The organism is Leptospira stimsonii (assembly GCF_003545885.1).
Lineage (GTDB): Bacteria > Spirochaetota > Leptospiria > Leptospirales > Leptospiraceae > Leptospira > Leptospira stimsonii.
Window position 1 is genome coordinate 559397 of sequence record NZ_QHCT01000002.1, and the last position, 21908, is coordinate 581304.

A 21908-nucleotide genomic window follows, 5' to 3' on the forward strand; every position below is an offset into this window, starting at 1 on the left:
TTTTCATTTCTAAAAGCAGTTCATAAGTTCAACTACGTGCGAAATATCATCAATAGTATGAAAAGATGAAATCGGCAAACTTAGCGTAGTTCTATGTATCTCTTCTGATATTAAAAATTCATCATTCGAGTAATTGAGTATACCAGACATCGCCTTCTGCTTATGCGGGGGAATTGGATAATGAATCTCCGTCTTGACGTCATTCGACAAAAGATAATCCCTTAATTTATCTCTAGACTCATGTCGAATATTGAAAATATGATAAACATCAAAAGTATCCTTCGTCGTAATCGGTTTAATAAAATCACTTTTTAGATTCTCAAGGTAAACCTGAGCCAATTTTCTTTTGTGAGCGTTCATGCTATCGAGTTTTTTTAATTTGATATTCAAAAAGGCGGCTTGCAATTCATCAAGGCGCGAATTATAACCAACAAGATCGTTTATGTACTTAACACCGGATCCGTAATTTCTTAACTTTTTCCCAATCTCATAGTACTTTTCATTATCCGTAACAATCGCTCCGGCGTCCCCAAGCGCACCCAAGTTCTTTGTTGGGTAAAAACTAAATCCGCTGAGATCACCAAAAGTTCCCGTATTTCTTCCTTTGTATTTGGACCCATGTGATTGAGCGCAATCTTCGATTAAAACTAAACCATTTCGCTCCTTAATCTCAAGTATAGAATCCATTTCACAGGGTTTACCATAAAGGTGAACAACGAGGATGCCCCGAGTTTTTTTGTTTACCTTTTGTAAAATTTCAGCCGGGTCGATATTGTATGTTCGAATATCCGGCTCCACTAATACGGGCTTTAAACCCGCATGTAATATCGCTAAAATGGACGCGATATAAGTATTGGAGGGAACGAGGATTTCAGATCCTTCCTCCAAATCCAAGGCCTTGAGCGAAATGGTAAGTGCGTCGAGTCCATTCGCAACACCGATACAAAATCGATTTCCATTATACTCGGCAAATTGTTTTTCGAAGATTTGAACTTCATTACCTAAAACATACCATCCGCTCTCGATAACTTTTGAGAGGGATTCCTTCAACTCTTCAAAGAACGGAGCGTTTACAAATCGCAAATTTTCGTAATCGATCATCATTTATTTTTCTGACTAAGAATTAGAAATTCCGAGTAATCTCTAATATAATCGTTTTCACTGTAGTAATCGGATGCCACTACTAAGAGAACGCAACCTGCGGAAAAGTTTTCCATCGAATGCCAAAGCATTTTTCCTAAAATTACGCCGATATTATCCGCATTCATCATAATGCTTTGTTTCACGTTCCCGTCATCGAGGTTTAGTATAAAGCTTCCGCTAATGCAAAAAATAACCTGTTCGATTTGTTTATGTGCATGTAAACCTCGTATGCTAACTGAATTTTCTAAATTGTTTATATAGTAAACACGTTTAATTTCAAAAGGGATATCTTTCAGTTCCTCCATTATAATTAGATTCCCATCCCTGCTATCGTGTATTTTTTTTAAAACAACATAACCTGAATTTTCAACAATAATTTCGTCCATAGGTTCCTTCAAATAAATCTAAATATCAGTTACTTTAAAATATTGTTATTTCGATCTACATTCTTATCTTGATATCTTGTCACGTTGCGCGTCGTGTTTCGCCAAACAAAGCAAAGAGCATTGAAGAATTACGCTTTCTTCGAGTAAGTTAAGACACCGAGAAAGGAATTAAGAATATTCATCGAGAATGAGATTTTGAATAATATTAGAATAAAAAGAGTGTCTTTCTAAAATAATTTCTACCAAATATTAGAATTCGCTTTCCTAGCAAGAATCCGAAGAGAGAAATTTTCCAAAAAGTTCCTAAGAAATAATTGAAGGAATAAAAATCATTCCTTTCCATGAATTTAAAAATTCCCTTAACACCAAGCCGCCTAAGTTTTAAATCGAAATGCGTAACCACCTCGAATAACTCACCCAAATATTCATCATAAATCTTTCTGATTTTAGAATAATCTAAACTATAATCAGAAACGCCGGTTCCATAAATAAAATTTGAGAATAATTTGAATAAATGGAAATGATAGAATATTAAGGGCTTTCCGTTAATATATATCTTTGAATCCTCGACCCTTACTTCATACTGCTCGATATTCCAAAGGGCGACTCCAGCTTGCTCATTATTCAATACGCATACGTTTTCATAAGTTTCCGGCCACCTGTCCAAATATTTTTGGTCACCTAATCGATCTTCTTCTACCTTATTATAACACCATTCTAAACACTGACTCTTCCAGCGCGAGAGACAACTCATTCCTAATTCGTCTCTTTTAAAATATACCATTTGAACATTATATACCCCGTTCGCTTTGAGGTGATCAAGCCGTTTTGGAAAACGGTGGGGAATGATCATTATAGAATGATTTCCAATCTCTTCATAAATCGGCTGGACATCGGAGAAAAAATAGATGTCCGAGTCTAAATATGTTATATGATCGATTTCAGGGTTCTCATCGAGAATATAACTAGGCAAGACCGGCGACAAAGTCCAACAGTATTCTTGCCATGTTCGATTCCCCTTGGCAATCAAAACCTCTTCGTCTTCGATATCATCCAATGAAATTATTGTGACATTCTCCAATGATTCTTTTTGAAGAAAATGAAACGCCTTAGAATCCATCGCAAGAATCCAAAGATGAAAATCCGGAAAATTACGACGAATCGATTTATACAACGCTAGTCCAAGAGGCAGGTAGTTGTAATCGAACAATGTGCAAAGATATTTCATAATTTTCTAACTCTTGATCTCGAAAAAAAAGCCCATCTCCCTGGTTGGAATTCCATTTATAGCATCGGTTGCTTGCAAATGGCTCCGAAAATCGAACAATAAATTATACTTTTTTTCAAAACGCGATAGGAATTCATCGATATTGAAAAACCAAGCAGGATAGGATGCGTCGTAAATTTCCGGAGGTACCTTTTGAACCGAAACGATCGATTTCGGTAAATCAATGAAATAGGTTCTATCGATTAGAATGAAAGGAAAATCATATTCTAATATCCGATCGATATGCGCAAACGAATTCTCGATATAGGGTAACGAGCTAGACGCTAAGAATAAATTTACTTTATGGTCTTTCGCGCATACTTCGATTGAATCGTAAAAATTTAAAGTAGAATCCTGAAAGAATAAATTTCCTTCTCTTACGAAATCAGCTTGTTCTACAATACTCCAGGATCGATCTTTAATAGTTTCCAAAAATATTCGATTCTGAAAATAACTACTCCCTAACGAACCACCAAAGTCCAGAACATGCAATTGTCCATCTGAACGATTACTGACATAAAGTAAAGTCGTAGCGAGCGGCCAAGAATACTGAATTTTATCGAACAAGACCGAATCTCGTTCGTACGCCGCCTCTCCATTCTTAACTTTTAATATTGCGTTTTTGCATTTTTCGAGAATCTTTTCAGAATCATAGGTTCCACAGAGCTTTGCGGCTTCTTCCCAACGATCGAAAACACCCTCAAAGCCTGCGTGACGTAAACGTTCTTGTCCCATCAGTTTCCGGGCGAGCTTGAATATGATCTTCCCAAAATCGAAAAATATGGGGGGCACTACTTTTCTTAAAATTTTTATTAAATACATTTCCTGTTATTAATCTGAATGATGCAGATCATGATTCTTAGGTTCAAAAGAAAGTTAATTCCAAAAGAGGTTAATCGTCCCACCAATCAACGTTTCAATTTCCGAACGAATGGTAGAATCCTGAGAAGAATACGGGTTAGTTTCCCAAATATCCTTTTACTATAATTTTGTTTATTCAGATTTCGAAAATAATCCTTATATAAATTCTTGACTTTGGAATTTTCCTTAAAAGCAATCGTTTCAATTTCAATCGGGGTTTCACTCAAAACAACATCATATTCGTCAGTCGTGGCACAGTGTATTCCGGAGGCGTCTAAGCCAATATTTTGGACAAGCGATCGACCGGGATATAAAGTTAGAAGATTTAACAGGAACGCGGAAGCATTCCATCGGATTGCCCATGAATCGTTTCTCCCCTCGATTTGGTCTTTTAACATTTGAGTGTACGGATACGAACCGCCGAAATCGAATTCTTTCGTAAGATTCTGAGAGACCAAAGCGGTCATAAGTTTTTTTCCATCATGTTCGAAGAGATCCCAACCTCGTTTCCATGTAGCCCATCCCCAACAATCTGCACCTCTTAGAAAATAGGTTTCAGGGGTTTTACCCTTTAATGGCAAACGATAAGCATGAATCGAAATCACGCTTTCTTCGCGTTCATATTTTTCCAATCCTTCATTCAGATACATTAAGAAATATTTCGACGTTACCATATCGTCTTCTAGGACAATAACTCTACCAAATTTCTCAATAAGGTCCGTCACTCCCGCAATTATCGAATTTGCTAAACCTACATTGAACTCTTTTTCAATAACCGTAACCTTCTTAAATCCTTTGATACTCTTCACTATGGCTTTAACTTGATTTACTTTTTCAAGATGTCCTTCTGACTTAGGCCCATCACAAAAAACAAATAATTCAGATTGATCTGCATAACGGTTTTGACTCAGTGACTCAATCGTCGCCTTTGTATGATTCGGTCTATTATAAACGAAAAGTGCGATCGGTGCGAGGTTTATCATATCAGAAGAGATTAAGATAAAGATTTCCTAAAGTTATGCAGTTGGAAGAAAATTTTCCAAAAGAACATTGATTCTAATTGAATGAAGAATATCTCACGAGTTCTTTTGAACAATAAATTAAATAACATGCTTGCGATAAACTGAGATATAACGGTCGCGATCGCGGCTCCTTTTATCCCATAGACAGGAATTAAAAAATAATTCAAAACAATATTTGAAAAACAACCCAATAAACTTTTATACAATTCTCCTCTTTGAAGATTTTCAGTTAAATAGTAACGACTACTTGCAACGCCTAAAAAGACAAAAACTCCCGCCCATATATGAATCGATAAGATAATACCTGCCTCCGAATACTTTTTACCAAAAAGAGCCTGTATGATCGGATCCGATAAAAAAGTCATCGGAATCGCAATCATTAGTGATAAGATAAACATGAAAGAATGCAAGAGTCGTAGCCGATCCAAATACAGGTTTTGATTGAATTGCTTCGCTTTTAAGATTGCCGGGAAAATGGATGAAACGATTGTCATGGGGATAAAATACCATACTTCGCTTATCTTAACGGCCGCAGTATAGACCCCCACGGCTTCGTCCCCCATCATTTGTCCGATCATAATCTGATCGATCCTCATATAAACGATAACGGCAAGACCAGAAAGCAACAACATCCAACTATTTCTAAGAAGCGATTCTGCACGTTTCCAATTTGCGTGCCTTACTGAGAATCTCTGGTTATGAAGATTGTATAAAAAATAGTAACCGAGTAAGTTAATGAGTGATTCGATAAGACCAAGCCATATAAAGGCAAAGATCCCGAAACCTTTCAAAATCAACAAAACCCGAAATCCAGAAAATACAAAGAAAAGAGAATTCTCCAACCAGACGAAATATTTTGTTATAACCTCCGCTTCATACCAATATTTAACAACGCTTATCGCTCGAAGGCTTAGCGTAAAACCCACTAAAAACACCATCCAAAAAACATCAGACTCATTCGGTCTTAGGAAAAGAATTAAAATAAGACTTATTCCGTAAGCCGCTATTCCTGCAAAAAACTGCAAAACGAAAGATGTAGAAATAATCTCCGCTTTTGAATTCTGATCCTTTATCAATTCGCGAACTACGATACCATCCAAACCCAAATTTGTAAAACTACCGATGAGGGCAATATACGCGATCACATAATTCAACTTCCCATAATCATCCGGACCAAAATAACGAGCTATCCAAACTCCTAATAACATCCCCATCCCCATTCTAAAGAATTTATCAAAGAAAAGCCAGCCACTGTTCTTTAAAATTTTTTCCAGGTTAGGATATTTAGAATAAACTTTCTTAAGCAGACTCATTCTTTGACTTTAATCACTTTAAAATATAGGATCATTAACCTTTCGAGGAACTAGATAAGCAATTGCGGAAGTTACAAACGCCAAAAAATGAAAAGAAAGAGAATCGTCTGTGGAACCTGTTCCGCTAAGACCGGTTTAAAAAGACCAAATATTCCAATAAACAAGAGAGAAGACAAGAGGGACAATTGATACGGATTTAAGGAAATAAAAGATCGGGAGAACTTAGCTACACAAAATCCGAAGAGGATTCCCATAAATACCGTAAAAGGAATTCCACCATCCTTATAGAGTGTAAATAAGACAGAGCCGAAAGCATTATACTCTTTTGCTCGCCCATCGGCGCCATAACCTAACAATCTATTTTTACTCAAATACCCCCCGATCAAATCTGCCTGTATTTGAAAATGATAAGGAATTCTAATTAATGCCATTAAAAATGAGACCGTGCTTTCTATACCTCCTATAGACGCCCTCCCGTAGGTTCGTTCGTGGATTATTGATTCCCTACTATTTAACTCGGAATCAAATATCGAAAAAGATTCCGTATGATAATCAATTACGTATGTATTAACAAATTCATTGAAATCGAACTTCCGCTCTTTATTCCTCAATGCACCCACGAAAAATATTAAAGTAAAAATCGCTAAAATAGCGAACACTCTTCCGAAAGTGAAGGAACGTAAAACCGACCTAATATCCCTAAAGGTCTTTATAAATAAAATAAAAAGAAGTGAAATTAAAATATAATAAAACCCAAACCGCCCTAAGAACATCAACGTTTCCATTGCCACCAACGCGAAAGACAAAGAAAGAACCCTAACCTTTTTCAAACGCAAATAGAAAGCAGTCCCAAGAAATAAGGAAGCGAAAACAATCGGAGTAATCAGCAAAGAGTAGTAGTAAAGATACTTATTTTTTCCGAATAAAATAGATTCCCCATTTAAGCCATATGCCGCCGACCTAAAAAGGGCCGGTGATAAAGCATCCGGCCGCAAGTTTAGATAAACTGATTTCAGAAAAAGAAATAAAACGATCGGAAAAATACAAAAAAGCAAAAATAGAAAAAATAACCTTTCTTTCTGCTTAAGTAAAATCCGAAATCTACTCAAAGGACGCCGAAATATGATCCTCGAACTCGAGAATCTATACAGACCAGCCCCGATCGTAAGCGAGGACAAAAGCATTATATAAAGATAATACGTGAAATCCGAAGGAATAAACAATCCCGTCAAAGAAAGCGAGGAAATAAACATCCAAAAAAACCAATAGGATTGAACCAATAAGAGAACCAAGCCGGTCTTCTTTAGTAAGAGGTATGAAAGGGTAATATTTAAAATTCCGAAAGCGAAAATGATTAGCGACATAGACTCCAAACCGTATTTCTAAAGCATTTGTTTATTTTTTTAATATTCATCGAGAGCCAAAGCCTGTTACAATCGTTTTGATCGTTTTAAAAGTAATAAGCATATCGAGCCAAAATGAAAAATTCTTAATATAATAAAAATCATATTCCAACTTTACGTTCATTCCTTCGACTTCGGCGGCATATCCTTGTTCCACTTGTGCCCAACCAGTGATACCGGGACGCACAATGTGTCGATAGCTAAAGAACGGTACTTCCTTTTCATACCATTGAGAAAGTTCGTATGATTCCGGTCGCGGTCCAATAAAACTCATTGATCCAAACAATACATTGAATAACTGCGGTAATTCATCGATTCTATATTTTCGAATAAATTTACCAAATCTCGTGATCCTTGGATCAGCCGGGCCTTCCGTAAATTTCTGCCCTCTTATATCCGAATACATACTTCGGAACTTATACATGGTAAAAATTTTACCTCTGTAACCCATTCTTTTCTGACGAAAGATCGCAGGTCCAGAACTTTCAATCTTAATAATCAGCGCCGTGATTGCCAAAAAAGGAAGGATCAATGGAATTAGGATGAGGCAGGCAAACAGATCGATCGTTCTTTTCAGAAACCCATAAAACTGCGAAGGGAGAAGCGAACCGAAATCATTCTCCGAAAGATGATGGATCTTTACTCTTCCCGTTAGCGCTTCTTTGATCTGTTTTGTGTGGTAGACTGGAATTCCGGAAAGTGTACATTTTGCTAAAAACCTTTCAAATTCCGGAGTTAATTCATCCGAAGTCAAATCTGCAACCACTGCGTCGTATTCTTGGTTCTTTAACGAGGGCTCATCCAAAGGATAGAATTCCGCGCCGTGTGTATTCTCCATCGTCTTTGCAGAACCCAAAGGAATAAATGCGATCTTGAGAATTCTATAACGATGTCCGATAAAATAACCGGAAAAACACCAAGCCAAAGTGATCACATAAGCCGCGGTCAGAACCTGACTACTATACGACTTGCGAATGAAGAAGAAATAAGCGATAATCAATGCGTATGCAAAGGTAACGATCGGAAAAATGTAACCAGAGGATTGAGCGACCGGAAATTTAAAAATTTTCCGCAGAGAAATCACAGAAAAAGAAAAAGAAAATATGCTAGCAACGATCGTATTGAAATTATTTTCATAAAAGAGGATTTCTTTATTCCAACCTAAGACAAATCCTAGGGTGATATAGATCCCGGAAATCAAAAGCAACCAGCCTATAAGAATCTGAAACGACAGACTGAGAAAGAATTGTTCGTAAATTTTAGAATGTCGGCGCTCGTAATTCATGGATATTTTTTTAGTAAAGTAAAATCATTGAATAGATCAATGTCTGGTTACAAAGAGTTGATCGATTGCGGCTTGGACGGAAAACTTTTCGTCCATTAATTTTTTTGAATTTAAACCCATTCTTCCTCTGGATGTCTTGTCCAAGAGTTTGATCGCATTCTCTTTAAAAAGCAAATCGTCTCCGGCTATACTAACAAAGCCAGCGTTCGCATTTTCAATCGCTTCCTTTAGATCGTTTCCTGGATTCACACAACCTAAAATCGGCATCGATTGTACCATATAACCCAAAACCTTTCCCGGAAAGTTATGTGTTAGATGATTCCGATTTAAACAGAAAAGACCGACGTCAAACTCGGCCAATAGATTTTTAAATTCATTCTGAGAGACCGGTTCTAATAGAGTTAGATTTGGAAGCGAATCTTTTATTACGGTTTCTTTGACAAGATCCACCTCGTCTCCCGCACCGATCAAAACAAAATGGGCAATTGGATATTCTCTCAGATTTTTTGCCAATCTTAGAATGTTACGCATATCCTGCGCATGTCCGATATTTCCTCCATAAAAAAAAACGACTTTCTCCTTCAAGCCGAGCTTTTCTCGATAGGGAGTGGTCTCTAATTTTACCGGTGCATTCTCAACCCAATTGAATAGAACCCGAAGATTCTTGTATATAGGATATCGTTGTTCAAACCATTCTTTGTTTTTATACGATTGAAGACCGATCGTATCAGCGTTGTCGTAATTGATTCTTTCAAAATATTGAAAGAATTTTGTTATCAACGAATTCTTCTTTAAGATTCCGTTGTCGATCGCCCACTGGGGAAAAATATCTCTTAAGATCAAATAGCTGGGAGCTCGCCAGATTTTTTTTAATTTTTTGACAAGCGGTCCCCAAAAAATACTCGGTGAATAATAAAGAATCAGATCGTGTTCGCTTCTAATGAACTCATCGCGCAGATTTTTCCATGCGCGAAAAGAGAGTAAAATTTCATTGAATGCTCTTTTGATTTTGTGAACGTTTTTAATCCGTCCCGATCGAAATTTATAGATTCGAATTTCATCAAGAACCGAAAGTTCAAACGAACGAGTCAAGTTCGCACCCGGCGTTACAACCATAACTTCGTAACCTTTCCTGCGAAATCCTACCGCAAGTTCGTGCATCATCTTCGCGGCCACCTTTGTGCTTTCCGGAAGATAGTCGTCAACGATGATACAAATTCTCATAGGAATCGGTTAACTTTTATGCCAGACGGTTCGATTGATATAATCCGTATAACTCTGAACAATGCTCACAATCTTCTTTGAAACTTCACCCGCGGGATAATCTTCTACGACTTTCTTCTTACCGTAGCCCGACTTATTTTGATTCGTTACGATCCGGATCGAATCCAGGATTCTTTCCTTCTTAAGACCGCTCATAATGAGAGTTCCTACGTCCATACCCTCGGGACGTTCGTGCGCGTTTCGAATCGTAATGGCGGGAAGTTCCAATAGAGAAGCCTCTTCCGTAATGGTTCCGCTATCGGAAAGGATACAAAACGCAGACATCTGCAAACGTATATAATCCAGGAACCCGAATGGCTTTAAGAAGGTGATCAAAGGATTCATCTTCAATTCCTTAAAACCTTCCAATCGTTTTCGAGTTCTCGGATGGGTTGATACGATAACCGGAAGTTTATATTCTTCGCAAATCGCATTCAAAGATTCTAAAAGATTTTGCAAGTTCTCAACTGTATCTACGTTTTCTTCTCTGTGCGAACTTACGATAAAGTATTGTCGTTCTTCTAATTTCAGTTCAGTAAGAATTTTGGAACGATCGATTTTTTCTCGATAATACTGTAAAACCTCGTCCATGTGGGATCCGGTCTTTATTATTGTTTCCGGTCGAATTCCTTCCGCCAATAAATAACGTCTTGCGTGCTCCGTTAAAACGAGATTGATATCACTCAGGTGATCCACCACCTTTCGATTCAATTCTTCAGGGACCCTTTGATCAAAACAACGATTCCCGGCTTCCATATGAAACACAGGAATCTTTCTTCTCTTCGCCGATATAATTGAAAGACAAGTGTTCGTGTCACCGTATAAAAGAAGAGCGTCCGGTTTTTCGCTTTCAAAAATCTCGTCCGCTTTGAGTAAAACCTGAGCGATCGTCGCTGTCGCAGTCTCGCCCGCAACGTTCAAAAAATAATCCGGTTTCCGAATCTCCAAGTCCTCAAAAAATACTTGGTTCAATTCGTAATCGTAATTCTGTCCGGAATGAACGAGAATATGATGAAAACTTCGGTCCAGCTCGGCGATCACCCTACTCATCTTGATCAGTTCGGGCCGAGTTCCTACGATTGTCATCACCTTAAGCATTGAGAGTCTCTTGAATATAATCCAGTTTGAGGAGCAACTCCTTGATTTCCGGTACATTCAATCTTTTCGTATTATGCGAAGTATAGTCGTCAAACTCGGAAACTTTTTGCTCACCTTCTATAAAGTATTTATTATAATTCAAATCTCGATTGTCCGCAGGAATTCGAAAATATCTTCCCATATCTTCCGCCTTGGCCATCTCCTCGCGAGAGACTAGGGATTCGTAAAGTTTTTCTCCGTGTCTCGTCCCTATGACTGAAATGGGATTTTTTTTATTATAAATTTCTAATAGAGCCTCCGCCAAATCTTGAACGGTCGATGAAGGCGACTTTTGAATAAATATATCCCCTTGCTGGCCATGAACGAATGCGTGAAGGACGAGGTCCACGGAATCCTCAAGAGACATTAGAAATCGGGTCATACTCGGATCCGTTACCGTCAAAGGTAAATTCTTCTTAATCTGCTCAACAAACAGAGGAATTACGGAACCTCTGGAAGCCATCACATTCCCATAACGAGTTGCACAAAGAACCGTTCCGTCTTCTTTCACGGTTCTCGATCTGGCTACTAAAAGTTTCTCCGCCATCGCTTTGGAAATTCCCATCGCGTTGATCGGATAAACCGCCTTATCCGTGCTCAACAATACGACTCTTTGCACTTGATTTGCGATTGCCGCAGTAAGTACGTTCTCGGTTCCGATTACGTTTGTCTTGATCGCTTCCATTGGATAAAATTCGCAAGAGGGAACTTGTTTTAGGGCGGCCGCGTGAAAGATATAGTCCACACCAACCATGGCCTGAGAGATACTATCGTAATCCCTTACGTCGCCTATGTAGAATTTTACCTTCTGGTTTGACAAAGAAATCCGCATATCTTCCTGTTTTTTCTCGTCACGGCTAAAGATCCGAATCTCACGGACGTTTGTTCCCAAAAAACGTTTTAGAACGGTATTTCCAAAGGAGCCAGTGCCGCCGGTAATCATTAAAACTTTATTGTCAAACATTGATCGTATCCAAATATTTTTGTTTATAAGCTTTCATCATAAAAATTAAATCGCCCCAGGACCTCGGAGAGTAAGAGGTTTCTTCTCTAAACTTACTCGAGTCCAGAGATCTATCGATAATGAGTTCGTCGCTCGGGATTATGTTTATTTTCTTTCCATATATTTCTGCAATGAGCTTCAACAAATCGAATTTAGAAATAGGGTTCGAAGAAATATGATAGAGACCGTGAAGCGCATCGTTCGGAAGAATGAGCTTTCCGATAATTTCTGCGATTTCACATGTAGGAAGACCCGAAAAAATCGCTTTAGTGAATCCTTTCACTTCGTGATTCTGCGAAAGGAACCAATTAACTAAGGAATAATTAGAATTGAGTTCATGACCAATGATCGAAGTTCTTATCGTAAGCACATTCGTTTGGTCAGTGATTTCCCCGATTTCCTTAGATTTCCCATACAGATCTTCCGCGTTTGGTAAATCACTTTCGGTATAGTTCCCCTTCCTTCCATTAAAAACACAGTCAGTGCTGATTAAAATCAACCTTGCATTTGATAAATTGCAGAGATTCGAAAGACGATAAGGCAATAAGGAATTAATGGGTAATACTTCGAGCGGATTTTTAGCGCTACCATGCTGTTTTATGATTCCAACACAATTAATGACAATATTTGGTTTCGATTTAGAGAACAACGCTACCAAGTCGTCGTTATTGAGCACATCAACATTGGCATGAATCCTCACTCGTTCTTCGTTGGAAAAATACTTTAAAATTTCTAATTGCCGACAAGTGCCTTCGACGTGCAAATGTGTATCTTTAGAAAGGATTCTAAAAATGGCGCTTCCTAGCATTCCCGAGACACCTAATATCAACACTCTCTTTGGAGAATTCATTTTACCTTTCTTTTTAAAATATCTCTATCAATAGAAATTAAACTAAAGAGATTCGCAAATTCAATCCGAACAACAAATTTAAATCTAAACTAAGATCCATTTCTTCAGATAGAAATAGCGAATCCTTTCTTAAGAAAATGAGTTCAATACTTAGATGCAGATTAAATCTCTAATTGCGAATCATTCTTCCAATAAATTCGAATGTTTGATCTGCCGCTTTCTCCCAAGAATATTTTTTAGCAGATTGGAACGCAGACTCGGCTAACACTTTTCTCAAATTTACCGACTCGATCATTTCTTTTAACGTAATTTCAATGGAGTCAATCTTTAATGGATCGAAATAATGACCGGCAGATCCTAAAATTTCAGGCATAGCAGAAAGGTTTGAACAGGCGATTGGCAATCCGGCGGCCATCGCTTCCGTAACAATCTGACCAAAAGTCTCACAGGATGACAAGAAAGCAAACAAATCCGCCTCCTTGTATTTTCTTTCGATCTCTGCGTATGAAATCGCTTTAAAATAATGTATAAATTCATTCGTAGGATCTTCTGCTTGCATCGCACTTGTAAGTTTTCTCATGGATTTCTTATCATCCGGACTACCGATCAATTCCAATTGTAACGGATATCCGGCCTTCCTCATCTTGCTTACCGCGCGAATGAGATTCCATTGATGTTTGTACGGACCAATAAAAGAAACATAAAGAATACGAAATGGTTTTTTTGTGGAACACGACTGGATGTTTCTTTGTTCACGCGGAACCTGAAAGAATTTTTCATTGATCCCGTGGTAAACGATGGTCGTCTTATTCAGATTTAAACGGCATTTTTTTAAGACCGCGTTTCTTGCAAATTCAGTTAAAAAGATTACGCCAGTTGCTTTGCGAAAAGTCATGCTTTGCGTCACAAATAGAAGCATTAACTTCAACGTCGCCAGCGAAAAACCATAACGTCTCAGTTCAGTCCATTCAAAAGGAAGGAGATTTTGACTCATGGTTATGAAAGGTTGAAAATTTCCTAAATAAGTTCCTCCAGGTATGAATAGAGCCTCTACACTCATTTGTTTCAAACGTTTTGGTAAAATAAACTTACTCCAATAGATTCTATAGAATAAGGATCTTTCCAAAAAAGGCTCGTAATGCTTAATTAACCATACCTTGTTTCCAATTTGATCTAGGGTTTTTGATCTTCCCCACACATGAATTGTTGAAATTCCAAATTTAGACGGGTTTGCAACCTTAAGAATCTCAACTAAATGAGTCACCCCACCTCCGATACGAATATTTGAAGCGTCAATCCCCAATACCATAATATAAACCTATCATTTTGCTTTTGCTAAAACGATTAGTGTCTCGCCTCCGAAAATTCTTACTCCGATATCTTTATTAATTAAATAGAGTAAATATCTTGGAATACTCATAAGTTTAGTCTTCAAAGAACGATTCGGAGAAGTCAGCGATGCTCGGGTATAAGCCCAATGCAGAATCTCAAAACCTGAATCTATAAGAGTTTCAAGAGCTAAATCTTTATTGTAAAAATGTAAATGCCCAACTTTATGACGTACATTCATCAAAGGGGTATTCCGCAGAACAGAAATAACGCTTAGATCAAGCGGAATATGAAAGACAAAAAATTCTGCACATTTAGAGGCGTTTTCTAGAAAAGTAAACGGATCCCTTACGTGTTCAAATACATCCAGCATCAGTAAAACATCATGTTTTCTTTTATTTAACGATACAAAGTCTCCAAGATAAAATTTTATTCGGTTCCGGTAACTGGGGTTTTTAACAATGCTATTCCAAAAAGATCGGAGTTGGGGGGAAACATCGTAACCAACAAGCTTTGAGAAAGGATATTTATTTCCTAAATACGCGAGGGTATCGCCAGTTCCACATCCGATTTCGCATATTGATTTAGGCTCAATCTTAAACTTCTTAAGAATCGAATCTACTTTCTCTGCTTTCCAAGGCGAATCCTCACGATCCCAATTTGGATTATTTTTTATATAACTTCCGTCTAAGTATCTTTTTTCAACTTTCATTATTTTTTAAGCATTTAAGCTATGGAGTTTAAAATATTATTTTTGATGCAATTCGGCAAATAGCTAAGTTCATTTTGCAATTACAAATTAAGAATCCGGGATGCGAACGAATTGACGATGATGCATTTATCGAAGGAGTTCAGAAACATCTCGTTTTCTTAATATTTGAATTACTGCACCAAATAAGCCACTCAATCTACCAACTTCCATTGAGAGAAGTCTTAAATTGCCTGTAAAGGAATATTTGAATAAGTTATAAACGGACATAGCGATTAAAGCCACAGACGATTTCGCAATGCTCAGAGTATCTAGATTTTGGGAAACAAAATAAATCATCCACATAGCTAATGATCGTCCTCTATACCACAGCTCATCCTGACTTAGATTATTTACCACAATGTCATCATGTATGACTCTTGAATCTGCGCAAACATATAGCGGAAATAATTTGCCTATTGGATAACTGAAAATCAAATCTTCACAGGGAGCCCACTTCGCGTTCAAATCTTTCTTATGTATATTTTCTATGAGAATATCCTGTCTCCAAATCGTTGCGCCTCCATTCAACCATTCCGTCCGAACATTCTCTTTAACATCCGTGATCGACGTTGGAAAACCGCTCTCTAATACAAGCCCTGGAAATTTAGAATCACAATAGAAAAGACTTTTAAAAAAGCTAAACTTGTGACCTGCAATATTTACGATATTAAAGCCCACGCCAGCAGTCTCTGGTTCTATTACATTCCAAAACTGAACTATTCGTTCGATTGCATCAGGTTCAAGAACAATGTCGTCGTCCAACGTCGCTACTAATTTTGTACGAGAATCCAATTTGCTGACACCTAATTTTCTCTGCCGAACTTGTCCTGGCGGTTCGCAAAAATAGTATTCAAGCGGAAGTTGTTTTGAATATTTTTCGACGACGTCCCTGATGTCTTGACCGCTAGCAACGACAATAATTCGGCCAACCGGTGCAGTCTGTTTCGTGAGGCTATTGAGTAAATTTACAATCTTATTCGGACGATCTTTTGTCGGAGTAAGCACACAGAGATCTTTACTATTAAAAAACTGAGACATTATATTAATTACAGTTGATAGCGACGTAGAATATATCAGGAATTTTTTATAAAAATACTTAAATAAATTCAGACAACTTGAACATATAAATATTCTAATTTACCTTCTCTGACTCAAATCGATTCACAACCTGAGTCCATCTCGGAAGGTCCGAATCCAACCAGAAAAAATCAGTCGTTGACCAAGAAACTCCTTTAACTTTCATTTCTTGAAAGGAATCGATCAAGTCTTTTGGATTACCGACGAATCGAATTCCATCCAAGCCTCTGAGTGGACTATGATTAAAATCTTTTCCGTCGATATAAACGACTAATGGGATTCCACCCAACAATGCATCCAAACCTGCGGAGGAGGTATTGCTTGAAAATGCAAAGTCATAATCTGGTAAAATTTCCGAAATTGGCTTTTCGATAATTTCAAAAGTGAGAGTTGGATATGTCTTCTCATCAATCTTACAAAATGGGTGAGGCTTTAGAACTATTACGATTGAAGTTTTAGCCAGAAGAAGCGCTTCTTCCATACAACGTAGCATTTTCAGAGTTCTCTCCAAAGTAAAATCACCTAGAATTAAAACTTTAAGAAGTGCATCCTTGTTTTTGGGTTTTCTTTTCTTTTGTTTCAAGTTTTCGGAATCGGATAGATACTGAAAACGCAAAGCCTCAACTTCCAAAAGTCTTTCTTTAGGAAAACCAGAATTCAAAAAAGCATTTTTAGCAACCGGTCCGTTTATTGCTAAATAGTCAGGAACCGGTTTCGGTAATTTTCTTCCTTTATCAAAACTTCGAGGATCATCGAAATTATTCAAATGCCAATAGACGACTGTCGCGTGGGGAACACCGATAATTTTTCCATGTCCGTATTTCTTCCATGCCCGTAAGAATGCAGTTTCCCAACCTTGATTCTCCCAAAGATAAAAACCGATTTTCTGATGCGGAATACTCTTGAGAACGCTATCGAAAAGTTCATACCAGAGTAAATTATTGATTGCGGCTGGACCAGTCATGCTGATTTGCCAATCGCGTTTTAAATGCGGCCAGAGCCAAACTTTAAAATTTTTGGAGTAGAAGAACGAAGAAATGCTTCGCAATCTCCAGGAAAGAATATTCAGTAGTATCCATTTTGCGAAAACTCGGAAAAGAATCTTCCAAGTCAAGTATGTCTCTATAAAACTGTGGATGCCTTCAGTTTCGCTATTTACGTTATATTTTGTTACCCATTCTGTTGCAATGTTTACGCTCGGCATTCCCGGGCTGAAAAGAATATGATGAAGCCAATTAGAATGAAAGCCATTCTTTAATATATGCTTTGGTAAACTTTCCCATTGGTGAGAATGGAATCGTCCTTCGTTGCTCGCTTTGCGATCCAGATTAAAAAAATAGGAGCAAAAAAATACATTCCGATCGCCCGAAAACCAGTTAGGTGTTTGAATCTTCCGCAAAGGCCATTTTACAAAAAGAAGCCTCAGGCTCAAAATTGCTTGAAGAAAAAATGGAAGTGCGTAGTAAATACGTTTTAAAGAATATTTTACTCTTCCTCTTTTTGACGACCCGCGTTTGAACTGTATCTTCAGTTCCTTACAGAGTTGACGAATACTCTTATGAAGTGAGGAATCAGAACTCTCTAAAATCACTTCGATCGGCTTTCGAATTAAGAGTAATTCCTCAAAGGCAAGGATTCTCAAACAATCATAAATAGTAGGAGACTTAAATGGACTTTTTTCCGAAAGGTAGGTCATCCACCAATAACTAAATCCATCCCCCAAATCAAGCCATTGCCTAATTCCAACTCCTTTAACGGTAGCTTCGGATAAATCGTATATGAACGTTATATATTCCGATCGAAGGCGATCCGAGTTTTCTTCCAAATAAGCTGGAATCGAAACCTCATTTCGATCTTGATTATATCGTGCCCAATACCAAATATTTTCTTTTTGAGTCGGTTCCTCGTCATGACACCATAATGTTATGGATCTATTCATTGATAGTGTTGTCTGAAAGAAAAAAAACTAACAGAAACCTTAATTTTTCTTAAATTAAATTTATTCGGGTGAAGAGATATTAGATAGAATTTCCGTAGGCATTTTCAAATCAAATTCTATTGGTTGAATATCCTTGTCCGATCTTTTTTGAATCGAAAATGCCGCAAAACAAAGTCGTTTATAGGGCGTAACCGCTGTCGACGAAGGATCACCCCAATATCCATAAGCATTGATTTTTAAAGGATTAAAAGTTTCAATTTGCTTCAGAAGTTCTTTAGCGTTGAGAACAACGTAGGAAGCCAATTCCCCTTTTTTAATCCCTTCGTAGTTAATAAATTGATAAGACTTTTTCATATCGATACAGCCTTCTTTATCAGTCAGGCGGAAAGTAGAAATAAAATATCCACCAGCGCGAACGTGCTTCCAAGCAGAAAGTAGCATGTCCAAATACTGAACATTCCAATCCACACAACTCAGCGAAAACACAATATCAAATTGTTTGCCACTGAGCTCCATTTTAGTCAGATCTAGAATGTCGCCACAATAAATATTTGCATTCGGGTTCATTCCTCTCCCTGTTTTTGCGGCGGCCTCATTGATCTCAACGCCAGTATATTGATTAACACCAAACTGATCTCTTAGTGCGAGCCCCAATCCTCCACACCCGCAACCAATATCCAAAATCGACTGAGAGGAATTCGGATTAATTTGACTAATAATCACTCTCTCCGATTCGTAAAACTGAGACCATGTTATTCGGTTCTTGTCAAAGTAATGAGATAGCTCTTCCGTTTGATATGGTATATTTTTCATCGAAGTATATTACTATCCTATAATTTTTACTAACGTGATTTAATTGTATTCTTTCCAAAGAGAATCGGATAGCATATATTTTTCTACAAGCTGGATATCCTCTGGACTATCGACCGAAAAAGATTCAATATTAGGATACGGTGCAATAAACTGTGCAAAAGACATATCTAAGATTCGGTTGCTATCACAGGCCTCTAACTGCTCTAATCTTGTTTCCGAATGCTCAGTAAACTGCTTCAGATATTTTGAGCGAAACGCAAAGATTCCATAGATTCGTCGCGCCATCAGCTCGTGAGAAAACTCTCCTTTACAATATGGTAACGGTGCACGGGAGGTATATAATACTTCCCCCGCGGCGTTATGAATAATCTTTACCGTATCCGGATTAAGCCAGATTTCCTTATCTACAATATGCATTGCTAATACTGTACAGGGAATATTAGAATTAGATAATAGCGGCGCAACGGCCGCTTCAATCATGTCGGGTCTCATCATCGGTTCGTCGCCTTGAACACAAACGATGATATCATCATCCGCTACTTTCGTGTCAAGAAGGGTCATCGCTTCCGCAACTCGATCCAGTGCTCTAGTATGGTGATTTCCAGTCATTACCACTGGAAAACTTTTAGACTTTGAAAATTGCTCGATTTCCTGATCACACGTCGCGACAACTAAATGGTCCCATCCAGAATACATCTTTGCTCTGCAGTAAACATGCTCAAGCATTGGTTTACCATGTATTGGATAAAGGGGCTTTCCAGGAAAACGGGAAGCGGCCATTCTTGCAGGTATAATTCCTATCACTTTCATCTAAAGTTTCCTTTTGAATTTGTTTTGTTGAATCTAACAAGAGCGGAGCTTTCTAACTCAAAACACTTGGAAGCTTTGTTCTATAAAGATTTGCTATTTTTTCATTCTCTCTGCCTAAGCGAGCGCTGTCATTTGCCGTTTTTACGTCAACCCATTCGTCCCTCTCGTCTGCAATGTAAAAGGCATTTAGAAGCTGAATAGTAGAGAACGTATCCTCAAAAGTTACTGGAAATTCACGATTCCCTTTGAAAGTTTGAGCAATTTCCTCGTATATTTTTGCGTGTCCGTTTCCGTAGACGTTTCCGGAAAAGTCTTCGGAGTTGCTTTCACAAGCAGTTGGATCCGGAGAATATATTTGTAATTCGTTGACTGCGATTCCGCCGATTTGTGCCAAACCGTTCTCGCATACCAAAGACAAACTTGCTTCAAAGTCGATTGGCCGTGCCGCAGTAGTAATTTCTAAAGAACCGATGGCGCCACTTTCAAATTCTAAAATGGCAGTCGCAGTGTCTTCCACTTCGATATCTGCACCTAAGGTTTTATGAATACTTATGACACGCTTTACTTGACCACCCAATAGCTTAAGTAAATCAATATGATGAATTCCTTGATTTGTTAGACATCCCCCATCCATAGAATAAGTTCCGCGCCAGGGAGCCAAGTCATAGTAACGTTGAGGGCGACACCAGCGAACGCGAACATTCGCGGAACGTAATTTACCTAGTTCCCCTTTTTGCAAACCAAGTAAGACTCGTTGAACGGCAAGATTATGGCGATTTTGGAAAACTGCAAAGATTTTGACTCCTGCCTTTGCGGCGGCATCATAAACCTCTTTTACTTGGGACGGCCTCATGAACGTGGGTTTTTCCACGATTATGTTTTTCTGATATTTCGAAATAATATCCAACGAATGCTCATAGTGCATTCCGGAAGGAGTCACGATCGCAACCGTACTGATATCTTTATTTTCAATCAACATCTGATGGTAGTTGTCGTAGGCTTTCGCTCCGAAATCATTCTGGTAAGCTTTTGCTTTTTCAATATCAAGATCGCATACAGCGACGAGCTCGACTCCATCGGTTTCAATAATGGATCGACAGTGGTGACCTGAGATCCGGCCACACCCTATGATTGCTATCTTTACATTCTGATTCATACTCATTCTGCTTTCACCGTTTCTTCAATTAATTCCACCACTTCTTTCATCACCGATATCGGTGCCACGGAAAATCTGCTATACCCTTTAAGACAAGGTTGCTCAAATGCTTGTCTATAATACACTTTATTGAAAAGAGTCGAATGCACAGATTTGCCAAATCTTCCAAAATCAACGTGCGTAAAATTCCCTTCCGTTTGTAAAACTCCGAATCCGAAAGATCGCATTTTATCTTCAAAAAACTTTTTTCCATCTTTGATTCTTACAACAGATTCTTTCATATTTACTTCTCTATCGAGAGCTCTGGAAAGGAATTCAACAGCCAATGTATTCACTTCATACATTGGTCGAATTTTATGAAATAAGTCGATCGTGTTCGGAGCGGCGACAGCGTAACCCACTCTCAATCCTGCGAGCCCCCAAGCCTTTGCAAACGTCCTAGCAACTACGAGATTAGAAGATCTTTTTGTCCATGGAACGCCCGTCCAATCGTAGAAAGGGAAGTAAGCTTCGTCTAAGAGCAAAACAGTTCCTGTTTGCTCACACAGATTTAATATTTCAGATAATTCTCCAGCGGCAATTATAGTACCTGTTGGACTATCAGGATTCGGTAAGCATAGCAACTTCGGTTTATACTTTTTAAGATTATCTTTGATCTGATTCAAATCAAGATACGGTTTTTCTTCTTTTCTAGTATATTCAATGGTTATAGCGTTCGCACCGAACATCTGACAATAAACCGAATACATTGCAAACGTTGGAGACGTGTGCATTACATAATCCCCTGGATCAACGAAAGCCTCGAACGCATATCGAATTGCACCATCACTCCCGGGAGTTAGAATCAGTGATTCTGGCTCTACTCCAACATAATCAGAGAGTTTTCGATATGTCTCACCTGCTTCAGGATAGGTAGCGATCGCGTCCAAAGGCAACTCTAAAAGAATAGAATGATTAAGATTCATTAGGATAGAATCTAAATTCTCGTTCTTATCAAGCCAAATTGGTTCCCGACTTCTTGGAACAGATTTTAACGCGCTTGGCCGAAATAGATTCGGATTCAGCAAAGATTTTTTAGGACGTATTGCCATCGAATGAAT

Annotated in this window: 20 protein-coding genes; all 20 read right to left on the reverse strand. The window is 38.1% G+C overall.

Annotated elements, in window-relative coordinates:
• Positions 1 to 9: 9 nt before the first annotated feature.
• Positions 10 to 1101, reverse strand: a complete 1092-nt coding sequence (locus tag DLM75_RS10795) for a DegT/DnrJ/EryC1/StrS family aminotransferase (RefSeq protein WP_118968607.1) — start codon at positions 1099 to 1101, stop codon at positions 10 to 12.
• Positions 1101 to 1529 carry a sugar 3,4-ketoisomerase gene (locus tag DLM75_RS10800; protein ID WP_118968491.1) on the reverse strand — a complete coding sequence of 143 codons (429 nt, stop codon included), beginning with the start codon at positions 1527 to 1529 and terminating at the stop codon, positions 1101 to 1103. Before DLM75_RS10800 ends, DLM75_RS10795 begins: the two co-directional genes overlap by 1 nt.
• Before the next feature lie 205 nt (positions 1530 to 1734).
• Positions 1735 to 2757, reverse strand: coding sequence for a glycosyltransferase family protein (locus tag DLM75_RS10805; RefSeq protein WP_118968492.1), 1023 nt, complete (start codon positions 2755 to 2757; stop codon positions 1735 to 1737).
• A gap of 6 nt (positions 2758 to 2763) precedes the next feature.
• On the reverse strand, positions 2764 to 3618 hold the full coding sequence (locus DLM75_RS10810; RefSeq protein ID WP_118968493.1) for a methyltransferase, TIGR04325 family: 855 nt from the start codon (positions 3616 to 3618) through the stop codon (positions 2764 to 2766).
• An 86-nt stretch (positions 3619 to 3704) separates the two neighbouring features.
• Positions 3705 to 4637 carry a glycosyltransferase family protein gene (locus DLM75_RS10815; RefSeq protein WP_118968608.1) on the reverse strand — a complete coding sequence of 311 codons (933 nt, stop codon included), beginning with the start codon at positions 4635 to 4637 and terminating at the stop codon, positions 3705 to 3707.
• Between the two features lie 14 nt (positions 4638 to 4651).
• A complete protein-coding gene (locus DLM75_RS10820; protein ID WP_118968609.1) occupies positions 4652 to 5986 on the reverse strand; it encodes a flippase in 1335 nt (444 codons plus the stop codon).
• Positions 5987 to 6063: 77 nt separating this feature from the next.
• Complete coding sequence (locus DLM75_RS10825; protein WP_118968494.1) at positions 6064 to 7356, reverse strand: O-antigen polymerase; 1293 nt, start codon at positions 7354 to 7356, stop codon at positions 6064 to 6066.
• Positions 7357 to 7402: 46 nt separating this feature from the next.
• Positions 7403 to 8680 (reverse strand): sugar transferase, encoded by a 1278-nt coding sequence (locus DLM75_RS10830; RefSeq protein ID WP_118968495.1) that lies wholly within the window; start codon positions 8678 to 8680, stop codon positions 7403 to 7405.
• A gap of 36 nt (positions 8681 to 8716) precedes the next feature.
• Positions 8717 to 9904: a glycosyltransferase family 4 protein gene (locus tag DLM75_RS10835; protein WP_118968496.1), complete on the reverse strand. Its 1188-nt coding sequence runs from the start codon at positions 9902 to 9904 to the stop codon at positions 8717 to 8719.
• Between the two features lie 9 nt (positions 9905 to 9913).
• Positions 9914 to 11041: a non-hydrolyzing UDP-N-acetylglucosamine 2-epimerase gene (gene wecB, locus DLM75_RS10840; protein ID WP_118968497.1), complete on the reverse strand. Its 1128-nt coding sequence runs from the start codon at positions 11039 to 11041 to the stop codon at positions 9914 to 9916.
• A complete protein-coding gene (locus tag DLM75_RS10845) occupies positions 11034 to 12044 on the reverse strand; it encodes a nucleoside-diphosphate sugar epimerase/dehydratase (protein ID WP_118968498.1) in 1011 nt (336 codons plus the stop codon). Before DLM75_RS10845 ends, wecB begins: the two co-directional genes overlap by 8 nt.
• Positions 12037 to 12933: a dTDP-4-dehydrorhamnose reductase family protein gene (locus DLM75_RS10850; protein ID WP_118968499.1), complete on the reverse strand. Its 897-nt coding sequence runs from the start codon at positions 12931 to 12933 to the stop codon at positions 12037 to 12039. The genes DLM75_RS10845 and DLM75_RS10850 overlap by 8 nt, the downstream gene beginning before the upstream one ends.
• 169 nt (positions 12934 to 13102) lie before the next feature.
• A complete protein-coding gene (locus tag DLM75_RS10855; RefSeq protein WP_118968500.1) occupies positions 13103 to 14242 on the reverse strand; it encodes a glycosyltransferase family 4 protein in 1140 nt (379 codons plus the stop codon).
• A gap of 12 nt (positions 14243 to 14254) precedes the next feature.
• A complete protein-coding gene (locus DLM75_RS10860) occupies positions 14255 to 14974 on the reverse strand; it encodes a class I SAM-dependent methyltransferase (protein WP_118968501.1) in 720 nt (239 codons plus the stop codon).
• Between the two features lie 126 nt (positions 14975 to 15100).
• Positions 15101 to 16051 carry a glycosyltransferase family 2 protein gene (locus DLM75_RS10865; RefSeq protein ID WP_118968502.1) on the reverse strand — a complete coding sequence of 317 codons (951 nt, stop codon included), beginning with the start codon at positions 16049 to 16051 and terminating at the stop codon, positions 15101 to 15103.
• 94 nt (positions 16052 to 16145) lie between these two features.
• The gene (locus tag DLM75_RS10870) at positions 16146 to 18029 is read right to left on the reverse strand and encodes a TIGR04326 family surface carbohydrate biosynthesis protein (RefSeq protein ID WP_118968503.1); all 1884 of its coding nucleotides are present in this window, start codon (positions 18027 to 18029) and stop codon (positions 16146 to 16148) included.
• Between the two features lie 60 nt (positions 18030 to 18089).
• Positions 18090 to 18752, reverse strand: a complete 663-nt coding sequence (locus DLM75_RS10875) for a methyltransferase domain-containing protein (protein WP_158586466.1) — start codon at positions 18750 to 18752, stop codon at positions 18090 to 18092.
• Positions 18753 to 18881: 129 nt separating this feature from the next.
• On the reverse strand, positions 18882 to 19652 hold the full coding sequence (gene kdsB, locus DLM75_RS10880; protein ID WP_118968505.1) for a 3-deoxy-manno-octulosonate cytidylyltransferase: 771 nt from the start codon (positions 19650 to 19652) through the stop codon (positions 18882 to 18884).
• Positions 19653 to 19704: 52 nt separating this feature from the next.
• Positions 19705 to 20808 carry a Gfo/Idh/MocA family protein gene (locus tag DLM75_RS10885; RefSeq protein WP_241547880.1) on the reverse strand — a complete coding sequence of 368 codons (1104 nt, stop codon included), beginning with the start codon at positions 20806 to 20808 and terminating at the stop codon, positions 19705 to 19707.
• 2 nt (positions 20809 to 20810) lie between these two features.
• A complete protein-coding gene (locus tag DLM75_RS10890; RefSeq protein ID WP_118968507.1) occupies positions 20811 to 21899 on the reverse strand; it encodes a pyridoxal phosphate-dependent aminotransferase in 1089 nt (362 codons plus the stop codon).
• Between the last annotated feature and the right edge of the window lie 9 nt (positions 21900 to 21908).